Raw genomic sequence first — 22,014 nt, 5'->3', positions numbered from 1 at the left:
GCCCCGAGGTCCTCGCCCGGAGTCACCGCGTCGAGTCGAGGGCCTGCTGCCAGAAGTCGGCCTCGAGCCGGGTCGCGGCCCGGAAGACGTCCACCAGCGCGTCGAACCGCGGTCCGGTGACGGGGCCGCCGGCGAGCGCGTCCAGCCGCGCGACCGCGGCCCCGGCCGCGTCCTGGAAGTCGCCGCCCGCGTACTCGGCGATCCACTCCGCGTACGGGTGATCCGGCCGCGACCGCCGCGCCGGATCGAGCGCCGTCCCGATCTCGGCGTAGCCGATCGTGCACGGGGCGAGCGCGACGTGCAGGTCGAGCAGGTCTCCGGACATGCCGCAGTCGAGCACGTACCGGGTGTAGGCGACCGTCGCCTGCTTCTCCGGCGCCCGATCCAGCTCCTCCGCGGCGATGCCCCAGCTCGCGGTGAGACGACGGTGCAGCTCCGTCTCGTGGAGGATCGCGCTGAGCGCCCGGCTCGCATCGACGATGTCGGCCAGGCTGCGGCTCTTGTAGGCGGCGAGCGCGTTCGCGCGAGCGAACTGCACGAGGAACAGGTAGTCCTGCACGAGGTAGTCCTGGAACACCGGCAGCGGCAGGGTGCCCGCGCCGAGCTCGTGCACGAACTCGTGCTCGGTGTAGGCGGGCCAGTCCGCCCCGATCGCAGCCTTCAGATCGTCGAACAGAGTCATCTGCTCCGCTCCCGTTCCTGGGTGCTCATGCCCTCGACATCCCTCCGCGAGTCTCCGCTCGATCAGGTTCGACGGGTGTGATCTCAGCCCTCGTCGGGCACCCCGTGTCCGGCGCTCAGAATAGCTCACCGTCCTCCGGAGCAGGCTCGCCGAACTCATGTCCTCTCATTCACTCTCATTTGTCCTAACATTTCAAGGGTGAGGTGGCGTCCGAGGTCCGACGACGAGGCGGGGTTCTCCCGGCCGCTCGCCCTGCTCGCGGCGGGCGCGCTGTTCATGGAGAACCTGGACGGCACCGTCCTGGCGACCGCCGCCCCGGCGATCGGCCGGGACTTCGGCGTCGCGCCGGAGTCGGTGAACACGGCCATGGTGGCCTATCTGCTGGCGGTGGCGATCGTCGTCCCAGTCACCGGCTGGCTCGCCGACCGGTTCGGCACGCGCCGCACCTTCCTGTGGGCGATCGCCGGTTTCACCGCCGCCTCGGTGGCGTGCGCCCTGGCCCCGGACCTGCTGTGGCTCTGCGTGTTCCGCGCGTTCCAGGGCATCGCCGGGGCGCTGCTGATCCCGATCGGACGCCTGGCCGTGCTGCGCGACCTGAGACCGGTCCACCTGCTGGCGGCGATGGCCTACCTCACCTGGCCGTCGCTGATCGCCCCCGTCGCCGCCCCGTTCCTCGGCGGACTCCTCGCCGACACGCTCGGCTGGGAGTGGATCTTCCTGATCAACGTGCCGATCGGCATCGGTCTCGCCGCGGCCGGCCTGCGACTGGTTCCGCATCATGCGCCCGCCGCGCGCACACCGCTGGACCGGACCGGCTTCTTCCTGATCGCCGGAGCGATCACCTGCCTCACCGGCGCCGTCGAGATCGCCTCGACGGGCGCCCCCGGGTTCGTCGCGATCCTGCTCGGAGCCGCCCTCGCGCTGGCGGCCGGTGCGGCGAGCACCATGCGCCGCCGGGAGCACCCGCTGTTCGACACGCACGTGCTCCGCATCGTCACGTTCCGGGTGGGCAACGTCAGCGGCAGCGTCTACCGGATGATGATCACCGCCGCGCCGTTCCTGTTCGCCCTGCTGTTCCAGGCGGGCTTCGGCTGGAGTGCGGCCGCGGCCGGTGCGGTGATCACCACCGTGTTCGCCGGCAACCTCGGCGTCAAACCGTTCACGACGCCGATCATCCGGCGGCTCGGTTTCCGCACGACGCTGATCTGGTCGAACGTCGCCGGAGTGCTGCTGCTGGGCGTGTTCGCCTTCATCACCGCGAGCACCCCGGTCTGGCTGACCGTCGGGCTGCTGTTCCTCGGCGGCGTGTTCCGGTCGATCGGTTTCAGCGCGTACAACACCGTGCAGTTCGCCGACGTCCCGCCCGCACAGCTCTCCGATGCGAACACCCTCAGCGCCACGCTGCAGCAGGTCGGCACCGCACTCGGCACGGCCGTCGCGGCGCTCGCCGTCCGGATCGGCATCGCCCTCACCGATGCCGTCCCCACCGGCGCCGAGCGGATGCACGACGACCCCGCGCTCCCCTACCGGCTGGCCTTCGTCGTCGCCGCCGCGATCATGCTGCTGCCCCTGGTCGGCGCCCTGCGCCTGCCCGCCGACGCCGGCCACCGGGCCGCCCGCCGCTGAGCCCGGAGCGTCGTTCCGCGGATCCGCGCGGAGAGCGCGCAGAACATCGTCCGGCGGCGGAGCAGCGGCGGCGATACGCCCTCCGCGGACCGCTCACGGACGATGTTCCGCGCGGCGGGTCAGCCGATCGTGATGGTGCGGCCGGTGCGCAGGCTCTCGCCCGCCGCGTCGGCCAGGACCAGCGCCGCGCGACCGTCGCCGAAGCCCGGCGACGGCTTCTCGCTGGTCTCCAGCGCGGTCACGAAGGCCTCGAACTCGGCGCGGTAGGCGGGGGTGTAGCGGTCCAGGAAGAAGTGGTGGATGGGCGGTGCCGACTCCGTCGCCTGCGCGCCGGAGAACCGGACGCTGGTCGGGTGCTGGTTGCGGGCCTCGAGGGCGCCCAGTTCGCCGAACGCCTCCAGCCGCTGGTCGTAGCCGTAGGCGCAGCGCCGGGAGTTGGTGATCGTCGCGAGCCGGCCGTCCACGCTCCGCAGGGTCACCACCGCACCGTCGACGTCGCCGGCCGCGGCGATCTCCGGGGAGATCAGGTTGGACCCGAGCGCGGTCACCTCGGCGACGTCGCCGAGGAAGAACCGCGCCATGTCGAGGTCGTGGATCATCATGTCGCGGAAGAGTCCGCCGGAGGTCTCCACGTAACCGGCGGGCGGTGCGGCCGGGTCGCGGCTGATGATGGTGAGCTGCTCCAGGTTCCCGATCTCGCCGGTCGCCACCCGGGCCCGGACGTCGGCGAACGAGGGATCGAACCGCCGGTTGAAGCCGAGCATCACGCGGTCGGTCAGCTCGCCGAGCTCGTCCAGACACGCATCCACGCGCGCCAGATCCAGGTCGATCGGCTTCTCGCACAGCACGCCCTTGCCGCGCTGCACGGCGCGGGTCAGCAGATCGATGTGGGTGGGGGTCGGCGAGGCGACGATCACGGCGTCGATCGACTCATCGTCGAGGATCGGCTCCGGCGAGGTGTGCGCGGCGGCGCCGTAGGCCTGTGCGACCGCCCGGGCCGATTCCTCGAAGGGGTCGAAGACCGCGGCCAGCTCGGCACGAGCACTCGCCGCGACCGACGCCGCGTGGACCTGGCCGATACGGCCGCAGCCGAGCAGACCGATGCGCTTCATGGAAAACCTCCGAAGGTAAGTTCTTATGTCTGAACAAAAGGTACACCGGCCGGGGTGTGCCGCGTCACGAATCTCCCCGCACCGGTGCGGTGGTGCCGCGGACGGTGAGCTCCGGCGGCAGCCGCACGCGCGACGGTGCCGCCGCCCCGCCGCGCATGCGGTCCAGGAGCAGCGCACCGGACCGCCGGCCCACCTCGAAGCTCAGGTCGTCGACGGTGGTCAGCCCGACCAGCCGCGCCGCCGCCAGCGAGGTGTCGTCGTACCCGACCACCGACAGGTCGGCGGGCACGTCGCGGCCGAGGTCGCGGGCCGCCGCGAGTGCGCCCACCGCCAGGACGTCGTTCGCCGCGAACAGCGCGGTGATCCCAGGATCCTCCGCCAGCAGCGCCGTCGCTCCGTCGTAGCCCGCCTCGTCGGACACCGGCATCACGCCCGCGGTCGAGACCACCCGGGCTCCCAGCGATCGCGCCTCCGCCTCGAACGCCGCCCGCCGCGCCCGCCCGGCGCCGGATCCGGCCGCGAGATGACCGAGCCGTCGATGGCCGAGTTCCACCAGGTGACGGGCGACCAGGCGGCCGCCTTCGGCGTCGTCGTTGGCGACGGCGTCGAAACCGGCGCCGTCGGCGGGCACCTCGCGCGTGCCGACGACGACGATCGGCGGCAGCCCGTCGCCGACCAGCGCGCGCGGCGGATCGGTGCCGACCACCATGCCGTCGACCCGCATGGACAGGAACTGCTCGACCGGGTCCTCCGCCTGGTCGTCGGTGGCGATGTCGACGACGCTGAGGCGGTACCCGCCCGGGCCGAGAGCGGCGTGCAGCCCGCGCACCATGTCCACGAACCACAGGTTGGTGAAGTCGTCGATCAGCACGCCGACCACCCTGGTGCGGCCTGCCGCGAGGTTCGCCGCGGCCCGCGACGGCCGGTAGCCGAGCGCGGCGATGGCCTCCTGCACGGCGCGCCGCGACTCGTCCCCGACCTTCGGCGAGTCCTGCAGGACCAGTGAGACCAACGACTTCGAGACGCCCGCCGCTTTCGCGACGTCGTAGATGGTCGGACGCCTGGCGGCCATGCCACCCCTTCCCACGGACATTCCAAAGACCTATTGACAGGACATAGTAATCCAGACCACAATCTGGAGCACGCTCTGTTGGAGCGGTCCAACACCCCAACGTAGTCACCCCTGGAGAGTCATGAGCAAGGACGGCATCGGCGTCGCCGTGATCGGTGCCGGCATGGCGGGCAAGGCTCACGCCGCCGCCTACCGGCAGGCCACCGCGACCTTCGGACCCGGCCTCCCGCCGGTCCGCCTGGTGTCGATCGCCGACGCGTACGAACCGGTCGCCGCCGAGGCCGCCCGGCGCTTCGGCTTCGAACGGCACGACACGTCGTGGCAGGCGATCGCCGCCGCCGACGACGTCGACGTGGTGAGCGTCGTGGTCGCGAACCACCTGCACCGCGAGATCGTCGAGGCCCTCCTCGCCGCGGGCAAACACGTGCTGTGCGAGAAGCCGCTCGCCGCGAGCATCGCCGACGCGCAGGCGATGGTCACGGCCGCCGAGGCCGCGGCCGGGCAGGGCCTCGTCGCCCGGATCGGCCTGACCTTCCTGCGTTCCCCGGGCATCGCCTTCCTCGGCGACCTGGTGGCGAGCGGCCGGCTCGGCGAGTTCGTGAACTTCGACGGCGAGTACTGGACCGACTACGCGTGCGACCCGAACGGGCCGATCAGCTGGCGGTTCAAGGGCGGCCCCGGCACCGGCGCGCTCGCCGACGTGGGCAGCCACCTCAGCTACATCGGGGAGCTCTTCGGCGGACGGGTCCGCGCCGTCCGCGGCGGCACCCTGCACACCGCCCACCCGACGCGACCCACGCCGCTCGGCCAGGTGATCGGCCACGAGGGCGGCGCCGTCTCCGACGAGCGGGAGCCGGTGGAGAACGACGACGTCGCGGGCTTCTTCGTCGACTACGTCGGCGGCGGCACCGGCTCGCTGCAGGTCTCCCGCGTGGCCCCCGGCCACCCGAACACGCTCAAGTTCGAGGTCTTCTGCACCGGCGGCTCGGCGTCGTTCGACTTCCGCAATCCGGGTCGGGTGCACGTCACCGTCCTCGACGACGGCGACGACGACGACCTCCGCGGCACGCGCACCGTCGTGCTCGGCCCGCAGCACCCGTACTGGAAGGACGGTCTGGCGATGGACGCACCCGGCGTCGCGATCGGCCAGAACGACGGCTTCGTCTTCCAGGCGCGCGCCTTCCTCGAAGAGGTGGCCGGGCTCCCCGCGAGCGACTCGCTGCCCCGCAACGCCGACTTCGCCGAGGGCCTGCACAACATGCTGCTGCTCGACGCCGTCGCCCAGTCGGCCCTGGCCGGCGGCGCCGAGATCCCCGTCCCCTGACCCCGTTCGACCGTCGCCCCCTCGACCGTCGACCCCCCTCGATGGTCGACCCCCTCGATGGTCGAGCGGAGTCGAGACCACCCCGCCCGCCGATCGAACCCCCTCGATGGTCAAGCGAAGTCGAGACCACCCCACTCGCCAATCGGCCTCTTCGACGGTCGAGCGGAGTCGAGACCGAACCCCCACCCACCACCAAGGACACCCCGTCATGAACCACACCCTCGGCGTCTACACCGCCGTCCTGCACGACCGCTCGCTCCCCGAGGCCCTCGACGTGATCAAGGATCTCGGGCTCAACGCCGCAGAGATCAACGCCGGCGGCTTCCTCCCGCCGGTGCACATCCCGCAGATCGACGACATCGTCTCCTCGGAGACCGCCGCGCAGGAGTATCTCGGCGTCTTCGAGGAGAAGGGCGTCGCACTCGCCGGCCTCAACGTCAACGGCAACCCGCTGCACCCGAACCCGGTGATCGGCGACCGGCAGGCCGGTGATCTGCGCCGGGCCATCCGCGCGGCCGCCGCCCTCGGCCAGAAGCGCGTGGTCACCATGTCCGGTCTGCCGGGCGGCGAGCCCGGCGCGACCCGCCCGAACTGGGTCGTCAACGCCTGGAACTCGGGTGCGCTGGACGTCTTGGACTACCAGTGGGCGGTCGCCGTCGACTTCTGGAAGGAGATCGCCCAGCTCGCCGAGGAGCACGACGTGAAGGTCGCGATCGAGATGCATCCGCAGAACCTGGTCTTCAATCCGCCGACCCTGCTGCGCCTGATCGAGCAGGTCGGGACCGACCACGTGGGCGCCGAGATGGATCCGAGTCATCTGTTCTGGCAGATGATGGATCCGATCGCGGCGATCGACCATCTCGGCGACCGGGTGTTCCACGCCGCGGCCAAGGACGTCCGGATCAACGAGAACGCGAAGATCTACGGCGTGCTCGACGAGCGTTTCCGCCGCCTGAGCCCGGACGAGGACCGGCTGAACCTCGGCGGCGACGAGTGGGCCAACGAGTGGCCGAAGGACTCCGCGTGGGACTTCGTCGCCCTCGGCCAGGGTCACGACACGCAGTTCTGGACCGATTTCCTGCGCGCGCTGTACCGGGTGGATCCGGACATGGCCTGCAACATCGAGCACGAGGACACCGCGTTCGGCCCGATCGAGGGCCTGCAGGCGGCCGCCGAGGTGCTGCTCGCCGCGGAGAAGAACCTGTGAGACGGCCCCGCTGATCGAACGCCCTCCCTCGCCGATCGAGCGGCTTTCCCCGCGCCGGTCGAGGACCCAGCTCGTCGGTCGAGGATCCACCACCTCGTTGATCGAGCGGAGTCGAGATCTCGACTTCGCTCGATCAACGAAGGAAGCACCCCCACTCACGACCGACAGAGAGCTCTCGACTCCGCTCGATCAGCGAAGGAAGCATTCCCGCTCACGACCGGCGGGGAGGATCTCGACTCCGCTCGATCAGCGAGAGCTCTCTCGATCAGCGAGGTCCCGGTTCGACGATGCGAACGTCCCGCCTCAGAGCGTCACCCACGCCCCCGTCGCCGTGGATTCGGTGATCGCGTCGAGCACCCGCGCCATGTAGACGGCGTCGTCGATCGTCGCACCGACCGGGGCGCCGGCGGCGATGGAGGCCAGGAAGCGGTGCGCCTCGATCACCTTGAGGTCGTCGTAGCCCATCGGGTTGGCCGCGCCCGGCTGGAAGTTCCCGTACTCGCCGGCGCCGGGGCCCACGAAGACCGCGGACACCGGTTCGTCCTGGTAGCGGTCTCCGGAGGCCAGCTCCAGCTCCCCCATGCGCCGGTAGTCCCAGCGCACGACGCCCGCCGTCCCGTGGATCTCGAAACCGTACGAGTTCTGCTCCCCCACCGACACGCGGCTCGCCTCCAGCACGCAGCGCGCACCGGAGGTCATCCGCAGCAGCGCGCCCGCGTAGTCCTCGTTCTCCACCGGTCCCGGTTCTCCGCCGGTCGCGAGCTGATGTCCGCTGGTGGCTCCGCTCGGCACCGGACGCTGCGGAATGAAGACGGCGGTGTCGGCGACCAGCGAGGCGATGTCGCCGAGCAGGAAGCGCACCAGGTCGGCGCCGTGCGAGGCGAGGTCGCCGAGCACCCCGTTGCCGCCCTTCGCCTGCGAATAGCGCCAGCTGAGCGCACCGTCCGGGTGCGCGGCGTAATCGCTGAACAGGCGGATCCGGGCGTGCGTCGGGGTGCCGATCCGGCCGTCGGCCACCATCTCGCGCGCCGCCTGGACGGCCGGGGCGTTCCGGTAGTTGAAGCCGACCGCGGTCTGCTTCCCGGAGGATTCGGCGGCTGCGGCGACGGCCTGCGCGTCGGTCGTGCTCAGGCCCACCGGCTTCTCGATCCACAGGTGTCTGCCCGATTCCAGGACCGCCGTCCCGATCTCGGCGTGCAGGAAGTTCGGCACGGTCACCGAGACGGCGTCGACGTCCGGATCGGCGAGGACGTCACGCCAGTCGTCGTAGGACTTCTCGGCGCCGTACTGGCGGGCCCCCTCCGCGGCGCGGCCGGGCACGTCGTCGGCGACGGCGACCAGCCGCGGCAGGAGGGGCGAGTCGGGGTAGTGCTGGCGCAGCCGGGTGTACGCGCGCGAGTGCACCGCGCCCATCCAGCCCATGCCGATGACGGCGACGCCGAGGGATTCTTGTTCTGCCATGAGGGACGACTTCCGGGTCGAGACGAGGACTGCAAACGCTTCGCCCAGGATGTCAGAGCCGATCCGAGTTGTTCAAGACATTTCGCCAACTTGTCAGGACAAATAATCGGCCGGAATTCCGACTCGACCCGGACGGCCCGGCGTTTTCGCTGCGCTCGATCCCCGGTGTGCGATTGGATGGGTCATGACAGCGACCCGCCCCGGAGTCCGACGATGACCGCCTGGGCCACCTACCCCTACCGGGGACGAAGCGTCCTCGTCACGGGCGGCGGCACCGGGATCGGCCGGGCGATCGCCCGGGCGTTCCTCCAGCAGGGTGCCGACGTCACGGTCGTCGGTCGGTCGCCCGCACCGCTCTTCGCGACCGTCGCCGACTTCCCGCGCGAGCGCACCATGGTGATGACCACCGACCTCACCGATCCGGCGGGGCTGGCCGCGGCGGTCGACGAGATCCAGACCCGGTTCGGCGGCCTCGACGTCGTCGTGGCCAACACGGGCACCGGCGGCCCCGGCAGCCGCGAGACGTTCGACGACGAAGCGCGCCTCCGCCCGGTGGACGTGGACGCGATGGTCCGGCTGGCCCGTCTCACCGTACCGCTGCTGCGCGAATCGCGCGGCAACTTCCTGGCGGTCTCCTCGATCGCCGGCCCGCGCGGCGACTGGGGCCGGTTCGCCTACAACACCACCCGGGCGGCGGTCGGCGGACTGGTCCGGAGTCTGGCGCTCGATCTCGGCGGCGACGGGATCCGGGTAAACGCGATCGCCCCCGCCTTCACCCGTTCCCGGCCGGCCGAGGACCTGCTCGGCGACCCGGACCGCGGCGACCTTCGGCTCGACGGGGTCGCGCTCGGCCGGATGTCCGAACCGGAGGACATCGCCCGCGCGGCGCTGTATCTGGCCGGCCCGGACGCCGGCTGCATCACCGGCGTGGTCCTGCCGGTCGACGGCGGAACCGGCGCGGCGGCGGGCACCACCCGCCCTGGATGAGCGATTCCCGGTGTGCCCGCTCAAGGAGTCTGAGACTCCTCGGCGATCGAGCCCCCACGATGATCGAGAACTCCTCGGCGATCGAGACCCCCTCGATGATCGAGCGGAGTCGAGATCCCGATCAACGCGAAAGCCCGCCCCCCGAGCCGAGGGTGCCCGGCACCCCGGTCTCGATCGAGCATCCTCGGCCGAGGGTGCTCGATCGAGGCGAAGGTGCCCGGCACCCCGGTCAGAGGCGGTCTTTCCGTGTCGTCAGCCTTCGGACGTCTCCCGGATCGCCGGCCCGAAGATGGCCGCGAGGTTCGCGGCGACCTCCTCGGCGGGGACCTCCGGCGGCATGGCGACGTAGCTCAGGGCCATCCGGGCGATCGCCCCGGCGATGCGTTCGGCCTTGTCGGCGGGCACCGCGATCCACGAGCCCTCGACCACCTCGGTGAGCCGCGTCTTCGCCGCGGCGATCAGCGGTGCCGCGTCGGTGGTGATCAGCCGGTGCAGGTCGGGGTTGGCCTCCCCGCTCAGCAACGACGCGATCATCGGATCGGTCGCCGCCCCGGTGAAGAAGCGCACGAAACCGTCGACGAGCGCACGGTCCAGGTCGTTCTCGTGCGCGTCGACCGCCGCCCCGATCTCAGCCGTGTACACCTCCACCAGCCGCAGCGCGTACGCCTGGGCGAGCCCGTGGCGGGAGCCGAACTCGTTGTAGACCGTCTGTCTGCTGAGCCCCGCGTGCTTGGCGACGTCGGCCATCGTGACCTTGGACCAATCACGCAGGGTCAGCAGTTCCCGCAGTCCGTCGAGCAGGGTGTTGCGCAGCAGGAGTTTGCTGGCCTGGGCGTACGGGGTCCGTTTTGTCACAGATCGAACAGTAGTCACTCCCGGCGCCGTCGGACGTACAGGATCCCGATCACCCGGGCGTCCCCTCAGTCCGGCAGCCGCACGAAGTCGGTCTTCTCCCGGACCCCGCAGTCCGGGCACGGCCAGGAGTCGGGGACGTCGGACCAGGCCGTTCCGGGGGCGAAGCCCTCCCGCGGCGCACCCGCCGCCTCGGCGTAGACGTATCCGCAGTTCGGGCAACCGTACGACGATCCTCGCCGGGCGCGCCCGTCCGCCGCGCCCTCGGCCGTCGGTGCGGCGGGCGCCTCGGACACGACGACCAGGCCCTCGTCCCGCGCACGGCTCGCCCGCAGTCCCGCCGCCTGGGCATCGCGGTACTCCGCGCACCGATCGGCGTACCGGGCCAGCAGCTTCTCCTCCTTGCCCGGCTGCAGATTCGCGCGCGTCAGATCGCCGCCGTAGTGCGCGATGACGCGTTCGTCCATCACCCGGCGCCACACGGCCGGGACGTAGGCGAGAGTGATCATGCTGGCGTAACCGCTCGGCAGGTTCGGCGCCTCGTCGAAGCTCCGCAGCGTCTGGTAGCGCCGCGTCGGGTTCGCGTGGTGATCGCTGTGCCGCTGCAGGTGGTACAGGAAGATGTTGGTCGCGATGTGGTCGGAGTTCCAGCTGTGCTGCGGGGTGCAGCGTTCGTAGCGGCCGCGCTTGTTCTGCTTGCGCAGCAGCCCGTAGTGCTCCAGGTAGTTGACCGTCTCCAGCAGCGAGAACCCGTAGACGGCCTGGAGCACCATGAACGGCAGGATCTCCCACCCGAAGACCGCGGTGAGCGCCGCCCAGAGCACGAGGGTCATCGCCCAGGCGTTGACGACGTCGTTGCTCGGGTGGAGGACCGGTCGGTCGAGCCGCTTCATGCGGTTGGCCTCGAGGCCCCAGGCCGAGCGGAGGCTGCCGACCACGCTGCGCGGCAGGAACTGCCAGAAGTTCTCGCCGAAACGCGAGCTCGCGGGATCCTCCGGGGTCGCGACGCGGACGTGATGGCCGCGGTTGTGCTCGATGTAGAAGTGCCCGTAGGCGGTCTGGGCGAGCGTGACCTTCGAGAGCCAGCGCTCCAGGGAGACCTTCTTGTGCCCGAGTTCGTGCGCGGTGTTGATCCCGATGCCGCCCATCACGCCGATCGAGAGGGCCAGTCCGATCTTGGAGACCAGGCCGAGGCCACCGTCGTTCACGCCGAGCCACGAGAGGTCGTCGGCGGTCCAGAGGTAGCAGGCGTAGATCAGGCTCACGATCTGGAACGGGATGTACGCGTAGGTGCAGTAGCGGTAGTACTTGTCGTTCTCCAGCTGTTCCATCAGCTCGTCGGGCGGATTCTGACCGTCCGGGCCGAAGAACCGGTCGAGGATCGGCAGCGCGAGGTAGACCAGGATCGGCCCGATCCACCACCACACCGACGAGAGGGTGTTGATCCAGCCCCACCCCGTCTCGCGGCCGATCCAGTTCATCAGGGCGATCAGCCCGGTGACCACCAGGATCGCCGTCGGCGGAATCAGTCCCAGCAGCCAGAGGTACCGCTTCTTGTCGTGCCAGTGGAGTTCGGGGGCAGGGGTGTCCTGCATCGATCGCGTCATGTCTCGTCTCCTCGTCCCGTGTTCGTCGTCGTCCGAGCGAAGTAGACACTAGAGCGAATTCAGTCATCTGTCTATACATTCATCAATATTTGTAAACTTCAGGAGTGGGCCCGGTCACGGTCGATCAGGACGAGGACGGGAGTCCAATGCGGCTCGATGCACGACGACGCCGGATGCGGCAGGCCCCGACCGGATGATCCGGTCGGGGCCTGCCGTGCTGGTCTTCGTTGCGGGCGCTACGCGGGGAGACGCCCTTCGGCGACGTCGACGATCCACTGCGGGGTCTTCACACCACGCATTCTGATCGTTGATCACCGCGCACTCCGCCGAGATCCGACGTTCCTCCGCGTTCCGTCCCCAGAGCTCGAGTCCGGACTCGGCTCGCGCTTTAGCGCTCTCCTCGATCGGCGTCATCGCGGACCTCCTCACCCTCGGCTCGATTGACCACCAGCATAGCGGCGATCTCCCGCTCGCTGCCGGTGAGCAGCGACGATCTCAGCAACCCTCGCAGCACCCTGCGCCCGAGTAGCCGCGCCTCCGGATTCTGCGCGACCGATTGCTCGGCCGCCCACTGGAATCGCCGCCACCATTCGGATCGTGAATCGATCTCGAGCCGATGCTCACGATCGATCTGCTCTGAATGCTGCCGCTGCCAGAGCGTTCCCACCACTCCGATCGTCGCCGGCAGTCCGACCATCAGCGTCACCCACGCCTGCGCCGTCATCGCTCCCCCTTCATCGGCTCCCCTGAACGATGAACCACGACGACGCGCGCGTCCACCGCACCGTCCACAGGCAGACCGCTTCGACCGCGATGTCCACAGATCCGCGAATCGGGGAACCGCGCGGCGTCGTCGTGCGTCCGCCGCGGCCCTTCGACGCGCGGCCTCGTTCCTCGGTCGCGGCTCAGGGAACGACGATCATGCGAACTCGGTCCGCCCACATGCGGCACAGACGACAGCGGCCCCGACCGGATCGGATCCGGTCGGGGCCGCCGCTCAGCTCAGCGGAGCGAGACTCACGCGGGGCGCAGGTTCTCGTTCGTCAGCTTCTCGACACCGTCGTTCGCCTTGGCGACCAGCGAGGCCGGCGGGCGGAAGTGCTCGCCGTACTTGTCGGCCAGGTCGTTCGCCCGCGCCACGAAGCCCGCGATGCCGCCCTCGTACTGGTTGATGTACTGGATGACGCCGCCGGTCCAGGCCGGGAAGCCGATGCCGAAGATCGAACCGATGTTGGCGTCCTCGACGGAGGTGAGCACACCCTCGTCGAAGCACTTCACGGTCTCGAGGGCCTCGGCGAAGAGCATGCGCTCCTTCATGTCCTCGAACGGGATCTCGACCGAGCCCGACTTGAACTGCTCGCGCAGACCCGGCCACAGGCGGGTCCGCTTGCCCTCGGCGTAGTCGTAGAAGCCCGCGCCGTCCTTCTTGGACGGACGACCGTTGTCCACCATCCAGTCGACGACGGCGTACGCGCCGTGATCGGGGAACTCGCCGCCGGCCTCCTCGAAGGCCGCCTTGGACTCCTTGCGGATCTTCTGCATGAGCGTCATGGTCAGCTCATCGGTCAGCTGCAGCGGCGCGGCCGGGTAACCGGCCTGGCTGCCGGCCTGCTCGATGAAGGCCGGCTCCACACCCTCGCCGACGGCCGCGAGGGCCTCGTTGATGAAGGTGCCGATCACGCGGCTGGTGAAGAAGCCGCGGCTGTCGTTGACGACGATCGGGGTCTTGCGGATCTGCAGGGTGTAGTCGATGACCTTCGCGAGGATCGCGTCGTCGGTCTTCTCACCGCAGATGATCTCGACCAGCGGCATCTTGTCGACCGGCGAGAAGAAGTGGATGCCGATGAAGTTCTCCGGCTTCTTCACGCCCTCGGCCAGACCGGTGATCGGGAGGGTCGAGGTGTTGGAGCCCAGCACGGCCTCCGGGTCGACGATGTCCTCGATCTCCTGGAAGACCTTGTTCTTCACCTCGACCGACTCGAACGCGGCCTCGATCACCAGATCGACGCCCTTGAAGTCCTCGGGATCGATGGTCGGGGTGATGCGGGCCAGCAGCTCGTCGGACTTCTCCTGGGTGGTCCGGCCGCGGGAGAGCGCCTTCTCCTCCAGCTTGACCGAGTAGTCCTTGCCGCGCTTGGCCGCATCCAGGTCGATGTCCTTCAGGACGACCTCGATGCCGGCCTTGGCCGAGACGTACGCGATCGCGGCGCCCATCATGCCCGCGCCGATCACGCCGACCTTCTTGGCCTGCCACTTGTCGTAACCCTCGGGGCGCGAGCCGCCGCCGTTGATGTGGTTCAGGTTGAAGAAGAACGCGTTGATCATGTTCTGCGCCACCGGACCGGTGACCAGCGACACGAAGTAGCGGCTCTCGACCAGGTCGGCGGTGTCGACGTCGACGTACGCGCCCTCGATCGCGGCGGCCAGGATGGCGCGCGGGGCCGGCATGTTGGTGCCCTTGATCTGCTTGCGCAGCAGCGACGGGAACGCCGGGAGGTTCATCGCGACCTTGGGGTTGGTCGGACCGCCGCCGGGGAGCTTGTAGCCCTTGACGTCGAACGGCTGCTGCGACTCCGGGTTCGCCGCGATCCAGGCCTTGGCGGCCGGGATGAGCTCCTCGACGGTGCCGACGACCTCGTTGACCAGACCGGTGTCCTTGGCCTTGGCCGGACGGAACTCGGTGCCCTGCAGCAGGACGCCCATCAGAGCCTGCTGCATGCCGAGCAGACGCACGGTGCGGACGATGCCGCCGCCGCCGGGGAGCAGACCCAGCTTCACCTCGGGCAGACCGACCTTGCAGCCCTTGACGTCGGCGATGACGCGGTAGTGGCAGTGCAGGGCCAGCTCCAGGCCGCCGCCGAGCGCGGCGCCGTTGATGGCGGCGACGACCGGCTTGCCCAGGGTCTCCAGGCGGCGCAGGTCCGCCTTCATGTCACTGACCTGGTCGAAGATCTGCTTGGCGACCTCCTCCTTGGTCTTGTCCTTCGGCGGGGTGGACATGTCCTTCAGGTCGCCGCCGGCGAAGAAGGTCTTCTTGGCCGACGCGAGGATGACACCGGTGATGTCGTCCTTCTCGGCCTCGAGACGGTTCACGGTCTCCTTGATGGAGGCCATGAACGTGGCGTTCATGGTGTTGACGCCCTGGTTCGGGTCGTCCATGGTGAGGATGACGACGCCGTCGGCGTCCTTCTCCCACGCGATCATGTTCTCGCTCATGAGTTAAGTCTTTTCCTTCTCTTCTTCAGCCAGGCTCAGAGGCGCTCGATGATGGTCGCGACGCCCATGCCGCCGCCGATGCAGAGGGTCACCAGGCCGTAGCGGCCGCCGGTGCGCTCCAGCTCGTCCAGGCAGGTGCCCAGGATCATCGCGCCGGTGGCGCCGAGCGGGTGGCCCATCGCGATGGCGCCGCCGTTGACGTTCACCTTCTCGTGGGGGATGTTCAGATCCTTCTCCCACTTCATGACGACCGAGGCGAAGGCCTCGTTGAGCTCGAAGACGTCGATGTCGTCGACGGTCAGGCCCGCCTTGGCGAGGGCCTTCTCGGTGGCCGGGGTGGGGCCGGTGAGCATGATCGTCGGCTCGCTGCCGACCTCGGCGTAGGCGACGACGCGGCCGCGCGCGGTCAGGCCGTTGCGCTTGCCCGCCTCTTCCGAACCGATCAGCACTACGCCCGCGCCGTCGACGATGCCCGAGCTGTTGCCACCGGTGTGGACGTGCTCGACCTTCTCCACCGAGGGGTACTTCTGCATGGCGACGTCGTCGAAGCCCGCCATGTCGGCCAGGCCCTGGAAGGCCGGCTTCAGCTTGCCGAGGCTCTCGGCGGTGGTGCCCGGACGCATGTGCTCGTCCTTGTCCAGGACGGTGATGCCGTTGATGTCCTTGACCGGGAGGACCGACTTGTCGAAGCGACCGGCCTCCCACGCCTCGGCGGCACGACGCTGCGACTCGGCGGCGAAGGCGTCGACGTCCTCGCGGCTGAAGCCCTCGAGGGTGGCGATCAGGTCGGCGCCAATGCCCTGCGGGGCGATGTAGTTGTCGTACGCGGTGGCGGGGTCCATGAAGAGGGCGCCGCCGTCGCTGCCCATCGGCACGCGCGACATCGACTCGACGCCGCCGGCGATGACCAGCTCGTCGAAGCCGGAGGCGACCTTGGCCGCGGCCAGGTTCACGGCCTCCAGGCCGGAGGCGCAGAAGCGGTTGATCTGGGTGCCCGGAACATCCTGGCCGAGACCCGAGGTCAGTGCCGCGGTGCGAGCGATCACGGCGCCCTGCTCACCGACCGGCGAGACCACACCGAGGATCACGTCGTCGACGTCGCTCGGGTTCAGGTCGGGGTGGCGCTCGAGGAGCCCGTCGATCAGGCCGGAGACCAGGTCGATCGGCTTGACGCTGTGCAGAGCGCCTCCGCGCTGCTTGCCGCGAGGCGTGCGCACCGCGTCGTAGATGAATGCTTGGTCAGGCACTTGTGTTCCTTTCACACGAACCTAGTGGTTACCCAGTGAGGCTAACGCGGATTAACGCTCTTGGCTATCCCCGCAGATGGATCCATAGGAATCCCGTCGATCGTCGGCTATGGTCGGTTCACGATGCCGCCCGCCAGATCCCCCCGCCGCAGCAGCGCCGAGGACCGTCGCCGACAGTTGTCCGCCGCGGCCGCGGCGCTCTTCACCGACCGCGGATACCCGCATGTCTCGGTGTCGGACGTGGCCGCGCGCGCCGGGGTCAGCACCCCCACCGTCTACCGGCATTTCGCCGACAAGCAGGCACTCCTGTTCGCCGCGACGCAGACCGGCGTGGACAGCTTCGAATCGCAGACCGACAAGGCCCTGGCCGGCGCCGCCGACCCGGCCGCCGCGGTGGTCTGCGCCGCGACCCGCCTGGGCCTGGCCGACCCCGGCGCCACGTCGCTCTGGCGGTGGTCGGGCCAGCATCTCTCCGACGAGCAGAACCGCGAGGTGGTGCGCCGGACCCGGACCGTCCTGCGTCGTTGGGCCGCCGCCGTCGCCGAACGACGCCCCGACCTGTCCGAGCGCGAATCGATGTACCTGGCCGGTGCGGTCCTGTCGGTCGCCGGAAGCCTGATCGACCGGGTGTCCAGGGACGATCGGGAGGACGTCGCCGCGACGGTCCGTCAGCTGATCTGGCGGCTCTTCGACCTCAGCCCGGCGCAGGCCCCGCCGCTCCGCGAGCCGGCGTTCCCGCTCCCGGCGGGCCACGGCAGGCGCGACGAGATCCTGGACGCCGCCGCGCGGCTGTTCGTCGAACGCGGCTACCCCGGCACCGGGATGGACGACATCGGCGCCGCCGTCGGTATCACCGGCCCGAGCGTCTACAAGCACTTCCCGTCCAAGGACGCGATCCTGGTCGCCATCGGCCGACGCAGCGCGCTCCGGTTGGAGGCCGAGGCGATGGCCGCCGCCCTGGCCACCCCGGATCCGGCCGCGCGACTGGATCTCCTGGTGGACTCCTATGTCCAGACCATCACCTCGACACCTGACCTGCGCGCCGCGCTCACCTGCGGTTACGCCCTCGCCGAGAACCCGCATGCGACGGAGCTGCTGGACGGTCAGCGCCGGTACGTCGCCCGCTGGATCGAACTGCTCCAGGCCGCACAGCCGCAACTCGACCGCAAGACCGCCACCACCACGGTGCACGCCGCCCTCGCCGTCGTGAACGATGCGGTCCGCATGCCGCGCAGCACTCCCCGCCCCGAGTTCGCCGCCCGCATGGCCTACCTCGTGAAAGGCTTGCTGCATGCATGACGACGGGCTCTCCGCGCAGTACACCCGAGACGAGATCATCGACCGGGTGAACGCCGACTGGGAGTTCGCCGCACGACTGTGGGCCGCGTTCGGATTCGCGCAGAACCCGGCGGACACCCGCGAAGGCCGGGACGGGGATCGGGATCCGTCCGGGGAGGAGCCCGGACTCGCGTTCAGCGACGACGACCTCGCCGCGCTGGCCGTCTTCGTCGGCAAGGACCGTGAGATCGATCCCGCCACCCAGCTCGCCGCGGCCCGGTCGATCGGCCAGGCGACGGCCCGCCTGGCCGAATGGGAGTCGGAGCAGATCCGCGAACTCGCCGCCGATCCCGGCATCCACCTGAACGTCGAGCAGCTGATCGACGCCGTCGCCCAGATCCACTACGTGGTCTGGCGCAGGCACCTCGAAGGCTTCCTCGCGCGGGCGTCGACCGAGTCCGACGGCGGCTCCGCCGGCGAGGTGATCGTCGGGTTCGCCGACATCGTCGGCTACACGTCGCTGTCCCGGCGGCTCCGACTGGCCGAACTGGAAGCGCTCCTGGAGGCGTTCGAGTCGGCCGCACACCGGATCATCACGGGTCACGACGGCCACGTGGTCAAGTCGATCGGCGACGCCGTGATGTTCACCGCGCCGACCGCGGAGGCGGCGGCATCGATCTCCTTCGAACTCCACGGGCTCACCTCCCACGGCGAGCTCCCGACGCTCCGGATCGGGATCGCCGCCGGTCCCGCACTGACCCGGATGGGCGACGTGTTCGGCGAGCCGGTGAACATCGCGGCCCGACTGGCCGGGGCCGCGCACGAGGGCACCACGCTCATCGACCAGAATCTGGCCGCCGCGCTGGAGACGGACCCCGCGGTCCACCTGAACCACATCAGTTCGCTCTCGGTGCGCGGCTACCGCAGACTCAAGGCGCACGTGCTGCTGCGGAACCGCCGTCATCGGCCGACCGCGGAGGTCGCCGTCGACGTGCCCGAGGACGGCCCCGCCACCGCGGACCTGCCGGACGAGAAGTCCTCGGACAGGAAGCGGCAGAAGCGCGAAGCGAAGCGGCGGCGCCGGGAGCAGAAGGCCCGGCGCAGGGGCGCCGAGGAATTGACCGGGAAGATCGAGGCCGACGCCGCGGACTGAGCAGACGAACCGGGCCGGGTCCGGACCCGCCCGGATCCGTCAGGTCAGATCGCGCACCGGACTCGCCGGATCGATCAGCACCTTCGCGTGCCGCTCCGCGCCGCCCAACGCGTCGAAGGCCGCGACCGCGCCGTCCAGACCCACGGTGCCGGTCACCAGGACCGACGGGTCCACCTTCCGTTTGGACACCAGGTGCACGACCTCGGCGAACTCGTCCGGGTTGTAACCGAACACGAAACGCAGATCGATCTCCTTGTTGATCGCCATCACCGGCCGGAAGACGTCCGGCTCCATGCAGACGCCGACCACGGTGACCCGGGACCGGAACGGCGCCGCGGTGAGGATCGAGTCGATCACGCCCGGCAGTCCGACGCACTCGAAGATCACCGGTCCGGTGGGGGTGAGCCCGTTGTCGTCGGCGAACCGGACCACCTGGCGCCACGGCATCCCCGGGATCGTCTGCAGCAGGTGCAGCGCCTTGAACGCCTCGTCGAACAGGTCGCCCGCACGGGTGAAGTAGCGCTTCTGCTGCTTCACCGCGGTGTACGGAGACTCGGTCGCCGGATCCACCACCGCGTCGGCACCGCACGCCCGGGCCAGCTCCCGCCGCTTCTCCGAGTAGTCGCCGGCCACCACCGTCTTCACCCCGGCCGCCTTGAGCAGCAGGATCACCGACAGTCCGATCGGCCCGCACCCGATCACCACGGCGACGTCGCGCTTCCCCACACCGCTGCGCCGGACCGCGTGATGGGCGACGGCCAGCGGCTCCACCAGGGCGGCATCGTCGTCGGTCACCCCGTCCGGCACCGGAATCGCCAGGTCTTCGCTCACCTCGACGTATTCGGCGTAGGCGCCGGGCGCCTGCTCCGACAGCCCGACCATCTCCACCTCGCCGCCGTGCTTGATGATCGGCAGCGCGCAGAGCCGGGTGCCCGGTTTCCAGCGCCTCCGGCAGCGAGGGCCGTAGGAGACCACCTCGCCGACGAACTCGTGTCCCATCACCACCGAGTCGGACGAGCGCATAAAGTGGTCGTAACCGACCTCCTCGACCACCGCGGCGGTGGCATCGCAGTGCGTCCGCGCGTGCAGGTCGCTGCCGCAGATCCCGGCGCGCAGGACGCGCAGCAGCACGTTGCCCGGTCCCGGCTCGGGTTGCGGGACGTCCTGGACTTCGAGTGCGCCGTTCCGGCAGACCACAGCTTTCATGCGGCCGAGCCTACCCAGCCCCTCCGACAGCGCCGTGCGACTTCGGTGAGCCGACCGGACTTCAGCGGGACGCCGGGACGGGTTCACGGGTGCCCCGAGAAAACGACACGAGATTGTCAGAGGTCGTCGTTACGGTGGGCGGATGACAAGCACAGAACCGGAGATCGCGGTAGAGGCCAGAGATCTGGTGAAGCGTTTCGGCGACTTCACCGCGGTCGACGGTGTGAGTTTCTCGGTGCCCCGCGGCACCGTCCTGGGCATGCTCGGGCCCAACGGCGCGGGCAAGACCACCACCGTCCGCATGATGACCACCCTGTCCCGACCGACGTCGGGCACGGCGCGGATCAACGGGTACGACGTCGTCGAGCAGCCCGACCTCGTCCGGCGCAGCATGGGTCTCACCGGCCAGGCCGCCACCGTCGACGAGCTGCTGACCGGCCGGGAGAACCTCGCGATGATCGGCGGCCTGTACGGGATCGGCGGCAGAGCGCTCCGCGCGCGGAGCGAAGAACTGCTCCACCAGTTCTCCCTCGCCGACGCCGGCGACAAGGTGGTGCGCGACTACTCCGGCGGCATGCGGCGCCGGATCGACCTGGCGGTCAGTCTGATCAGCGCGCCCCCGGTCCTGTTCCTGGACGAGCCGACCACCGGTCTGGACCCGCACAGCCGGAACGAGTTGTGGGACGTCCTGCGCGGTCTGGTCGCGAACGGCACCACGCTGGTCCTCACCACGCAGTACCTGGAGGAGGCCGATCAACTCGCCGACCGCATCGTGGTGGTGGATCAGGGCAGGATCATCGCCGACGGCACGCCGCTGCAGCTGAAGGATCAGGCGGGGTCGGCGAGCGTGGTGGTCACGCTCACCGATGCCGCGGACCTCGGCGCCGCCCACGCGCTGCTCGCCCCGGCGCTCGCCTCGCTCCGCGGGGCCGACGACGCCGAGATCTACCGCGACGAGGGAGCCCGCAGTCTCACGGTTCCGTCCGGCGGCCTGCCCGATCTGACGCGGATCGCCCAGCTGCTCGACGAATCGGGCATCGAGATCGACGACCTCAGCCTGTCCCGCCCGAGTCTGGACGACGTCTTCCTGACGCTCACCGGACGCCGTACCGAAGCCGACCTCGACACCGCGGGAGAGAAATGATGACGACCACCGCCCCGAAGCCCGCCGTTCCGGCCGCCGTCGCCCCGCCCGGCCTGTGGCGGCAGACGCGGATCATGGTCAAGCGCAGCCTGATCCACACCAAGACGCATGCCGGAGATGCTGGCCGACGTCACCGTGCAGCCCATCATGTTCGTGGTGCTGTTCGCCTTCGTCTTCGGCCCGGCGATGCCGGTGCCGGGCGGCGGCAGTTACAAGGAGTATCTGCTGCCCGGCATCATGGGCCAGACCATCGCGTTCACCGCGTTCGTGGTGGCCACCGGGATCACCTCCGACGTCGACAAGGGCATCGTCGACCGTTTCCGGTCGCTGCCGATCTCGCGGACGTCGTACCTGTTCGGCCGGTCGATCGCGGCGCTCCTGCATTCGATGATCGGCATCGCGGTGATGGCGCTGACCGGCCTGGCCATCGGCTGGCGGATCCACACCGGAGTGCTCGACGCCGTCGGCGGTTTCGCGTTGCTCGTGCTGTTCGGTTTCGCGCTGATCTGGTTCGGCGTGCTGATCGGTTCAATGCTGCGCTCGGTGGAGTCGGTCAACGGCGTCATGTTCACGACGATCTTCCCGCTGACGTTCCTGTCGAACGCCTTCGTCCCCACCGCGCCGATGGCGCCGTGGCTGCGGGCCGTCGCCGAATGGAATCCGATCTCGTCGCTGGTGCAGTCGCTGCGCGTCCTGTGGGGCAACGGGCCCGCGGCCCCCTCGGATGCCGCCCTGCCGCTGCAGCATCCGGTGCTGTCGACGGTGATCTGGTCAATCGGTCTGACTCTCGTGTTCGCACCGTTCGCCCTGCGCGCCTACTACCGGCGCACCAGCGACTGA

The 22,014-nt window shown here is 69.8% G+C and carries 17 protein-coding genes, 1 pseudogene and 1 riboswitch; of the genes and pseudogenes, 8 read left to right on the top strand and 10 right to left on the bottom strand.

Translation table 11 applies throughout. The features are described from left to right. Positions 1-22: 22 nt before the first annotated feature. A complete protein-coding gene (locus QM809_RS05400; protein ID WP_415044790.1) occupies positions 23-682 on the bottom strand; it encodes a TenA family protein in 660 nt (219 codons plus the stop codon). Positions 683-704: 22 nt separating this feature from the next. Further along, positions 705-797: riboswitch (TPP riboswitch) on the bottom strand. A gap of 83 nt (positions 798-880) precedes the next feature. Here QM809_RS05400 and QM809_RS05395 point away from each other — a divergent pair. Continuing rightward, positions 881-2,308: an MFS transporter gene (locus QM809_RS05395; RefSeq protein WP_415044789.1), complete on the top strand. Its 1,428-nt coding sequence runs from the start codon at positions 881-883 to the stop codon at positions 2,306-2,308. A gap of 119 nt (positions 2,309-2,427) precedes the next feature. On the opposite strand, the gene iolG is transcribed toward QM809_RS05395, so the two are convergent. Both iolG and QM809_RS05385 read right to left on the bottom strand, forming a co-directional pair. After that, positions 2,428-3,420, bottom strand: coding sequence for an inositol 2-dehydrogenase (iolG, locus tag QM809_RS05390; protein ID WP_415044788.1), 993 nt, complete (start codon positions 3,418-3,420; stop codon positions 2,428-2,430). A gap of 64 nt (positions 3,421-3,484) precedes the next feature. Next, complete coding sequence (locus tag QM809_RS05385) at positions 3,485-4,492, bottom strand: LacI family DNA-binding transcriptional regulator (RefSeq protein ID WP_415044787.1); 1,008 nt, start codon at positions 4,490-4,492, stop codon at positions 3,485-3,487. A 121-nt stretch (positions 4,493-4,613) separates the two neighbouring features. Between QM809_RS05385 and QM809_RS05380 the strand changes: the two genes are divergently transcribed. Beyond that, a complete protein-coding gene (locus QM809_RS05380) occupies positions 4,614-5,816 on the top strand; it encodes a Gfo/Idh/MocA family protein (protein ID WP_415044786.1) in 1,203 nt (400 codons plus the stop codon). Between the two features lie 208 nt (positions 5,817-6,024). After that, complete coding sequence (locus tag QM809_RS05375; RefSeq protein WP_415044785.1) at positions 6,025-7,023, top strand: sugar phosphate isomerase/epimerase family protein; 999 nt, start codon at positions 6,025-6,027, stop codon at positions 7,021-7,023. A gap of 303 nt (positions 7,024-7,326) precedes the next feature. Here the strand turns inward: QM809_RS05375 and QM809_RS05370 are convergent, their stop codons facing one another. After that, a complete protein-coding gene (locus QM809_RS05370) occupies positions 7,327-8,484 on the bottom strand; it encodes a Gfo/Idh/MocA family protein (RefSeq protein ID WP_415044784.1) in 1,158 nt (385 codons plus the stop codon). A gap of 213 nt (positions 8,485-8,697) precedes the next feature. Here QM809_RS05370 and QM809_RS05365 point away from each other — a divergent pair, with 213 nt between their 5' ends. Further along, positions 8,698-9,471 carry an SDR family NAD(P)-dependent oxidoreductase gene (locus QM809_RS05365; RefSeq protein WP_415044783.1) on the top strand — a complete coding sequence of 258 codons (774 nt, stop codon included), beginning with the start codon at positions 8,698-8,700 and terminating at the stop codon, positions 9,469-9,471. 252 nt (positions 9,472-9,723) lie between these two features. Here QM809_RS05365 and QM809_RS05360 read toward each other — a convergent pair whose 3' ends face one another. The 5 genes from QM809_RS05360 to QM809_RS05340 all read right to left on the bottom strand — a co-directional run bounded on the left by QM809_RS05360 (position 9,724) and on the right by QM809_RS05340 (position 16,393). After that, positions 9,724-10,326 carry a TetR family transcriptional regulator gene (locus QM809_RS05360; protein ID WP_415044782.1) on the bottom strand — a complete coding sequence of 201 codons (603 nt, stop codon included), beginning with the start codon at positions 10,324-10,326 and terminating at the stop codon, positions 9,724-9,726. 65 nt (positions 10,327-10,391) lie between these two features. After that, the gene (locus QM809_RS05355) at positions 10,392-11,930 is read right to left on the bottom strand and encodes a fatty acid desaturase (protein WP_415044781.1); all 1,539 of its coding nucleotides are present in this window, start codon (positions 11,928-11,930) and stop codon (positions 10,392-10,394) included. 388 nt (positions 11,931-12,318) lie between these two features. Then, complete coding sequence (locus QM809_RS05350; RefSeq protein ID WP_415044780.1) at positions 12,319-12,654, bottom strand: hypothetical protein; 336 nt, start codon at positions 12,652-12,654, stop codon at positions 12,319-12,321. 293 nt (positions 12,655-12,947) lie between these two features. After that, the gene (locus QM809_RS05345) at positions 12,948-15,146 is read right to left on the bottom strand and encodes a 3-hydroxyacyl-CoA dehydrogenase NAD-binding domain-containing protein (protein WP_415044779.1); all 2,199 of its coding nucleotides are present in this window, start codon (positions 15,144-15,146) and stop codon (positions 12,948-12,950) included. 35 nt (positions 15,147-15,181) lie between these two features. After that, positions 15,182-16,393: an acetyl-CoA C-acetyltransferase gene (locus QM809_RS05340; RefSeq protein WP_415044778.1), complete on the bottom strand. Its 1,212-nt coding sequence runs from the start codon at positions 16,391-16,393 to the stop codon at positions 15,182-15,184. A gap of 123 nt (positions 16,394-16,516) precedes the next feature. Here QM809_RS05340 and QM809_RS05335 point away from each other — a divergent pair, with 123 nt between their 5' ends. After that, the gene (locus QM809_RS05335) at positions 16,517-17,692 is read left to right on the top strand and encodes a TetR/AcrR family transcriptional regulator (RefSeq protein ID WP_415044777.1); all 1,176 of its coding nucleotides are present in this window, start codon (positions 16,517-16,519) and stop codon (positions 17,690-17,692) included. Then, positions 17,685-18,824 carry an adenylate/guanylate cyclase domain-containing protein gene (locus QM809_RS05330; RefSeq protein WP_415044776.1) on the top strand — a complete coding sequence of 380 codons (1,140 nt, stop codon included), beginning with the start codon at positions 17,685-17,687 and terminating at the stop codon, positions 18,822-18,824. The genes QM809_RS05335 and QM809_RS05330 overlap by 8 nt, the downstream gene beginning before the upstream one ends. Before the next feature lie 39 nt (positions 18,825-18,863). On the opposite strand, the gene QM809_RS05325 is transcribed toward QM809_RS05330, so the two are convergent. Further along, positions 18,864-20,030: a zinc-binding dehydrogenase gene (locus QM809_RS05325; RefSeq protein WP_415044774.1), complete on the bottom strand. Its 1,167-nt coding sequence runs from the start codon at positions 20,028-20,030 to the stop codon at positions 18,864-18,866. Between the two features lie 142 nt (positions 20,031-20,172). Here QM809_RS05325 and QM809_RS05320 point away from each other — a divergent pair, with 142 nt between their 5' ends. Continuing rightward, positions 20,173-21,174: an ATP-binding cassette domain-containing protein gene (locus QM809_RS05320; protein ID WP_415044773.1), complete on the top strand. Its 1,002-nt coding sequence runs from the start codon at positions 20,173-20,175 to the stop codon at positions 21,172-21,174. Continuing rightward, positions 21,174-22,014: pseudogene (locus QM809_RS05315) on the top strand (ABC transporter permease). Before QM809_RS05320 ends, QM809_RS05315 begins: the two are co-directional and overlap by 1 nt.

The sequence above is a fragment of the Gordonia sp. (in: high G+C Gram-positive bacteria) genome (assembly GCF_047600385.1).
Classification (GTDB): Bacteria; Actinomycetota; Actinomycetes; order Mycobacteriales; family Mycobacteriaceae; genus Gordonia.
This window is presented reverse-complemented; position numbering and strand designations above follow the sequence as displayed.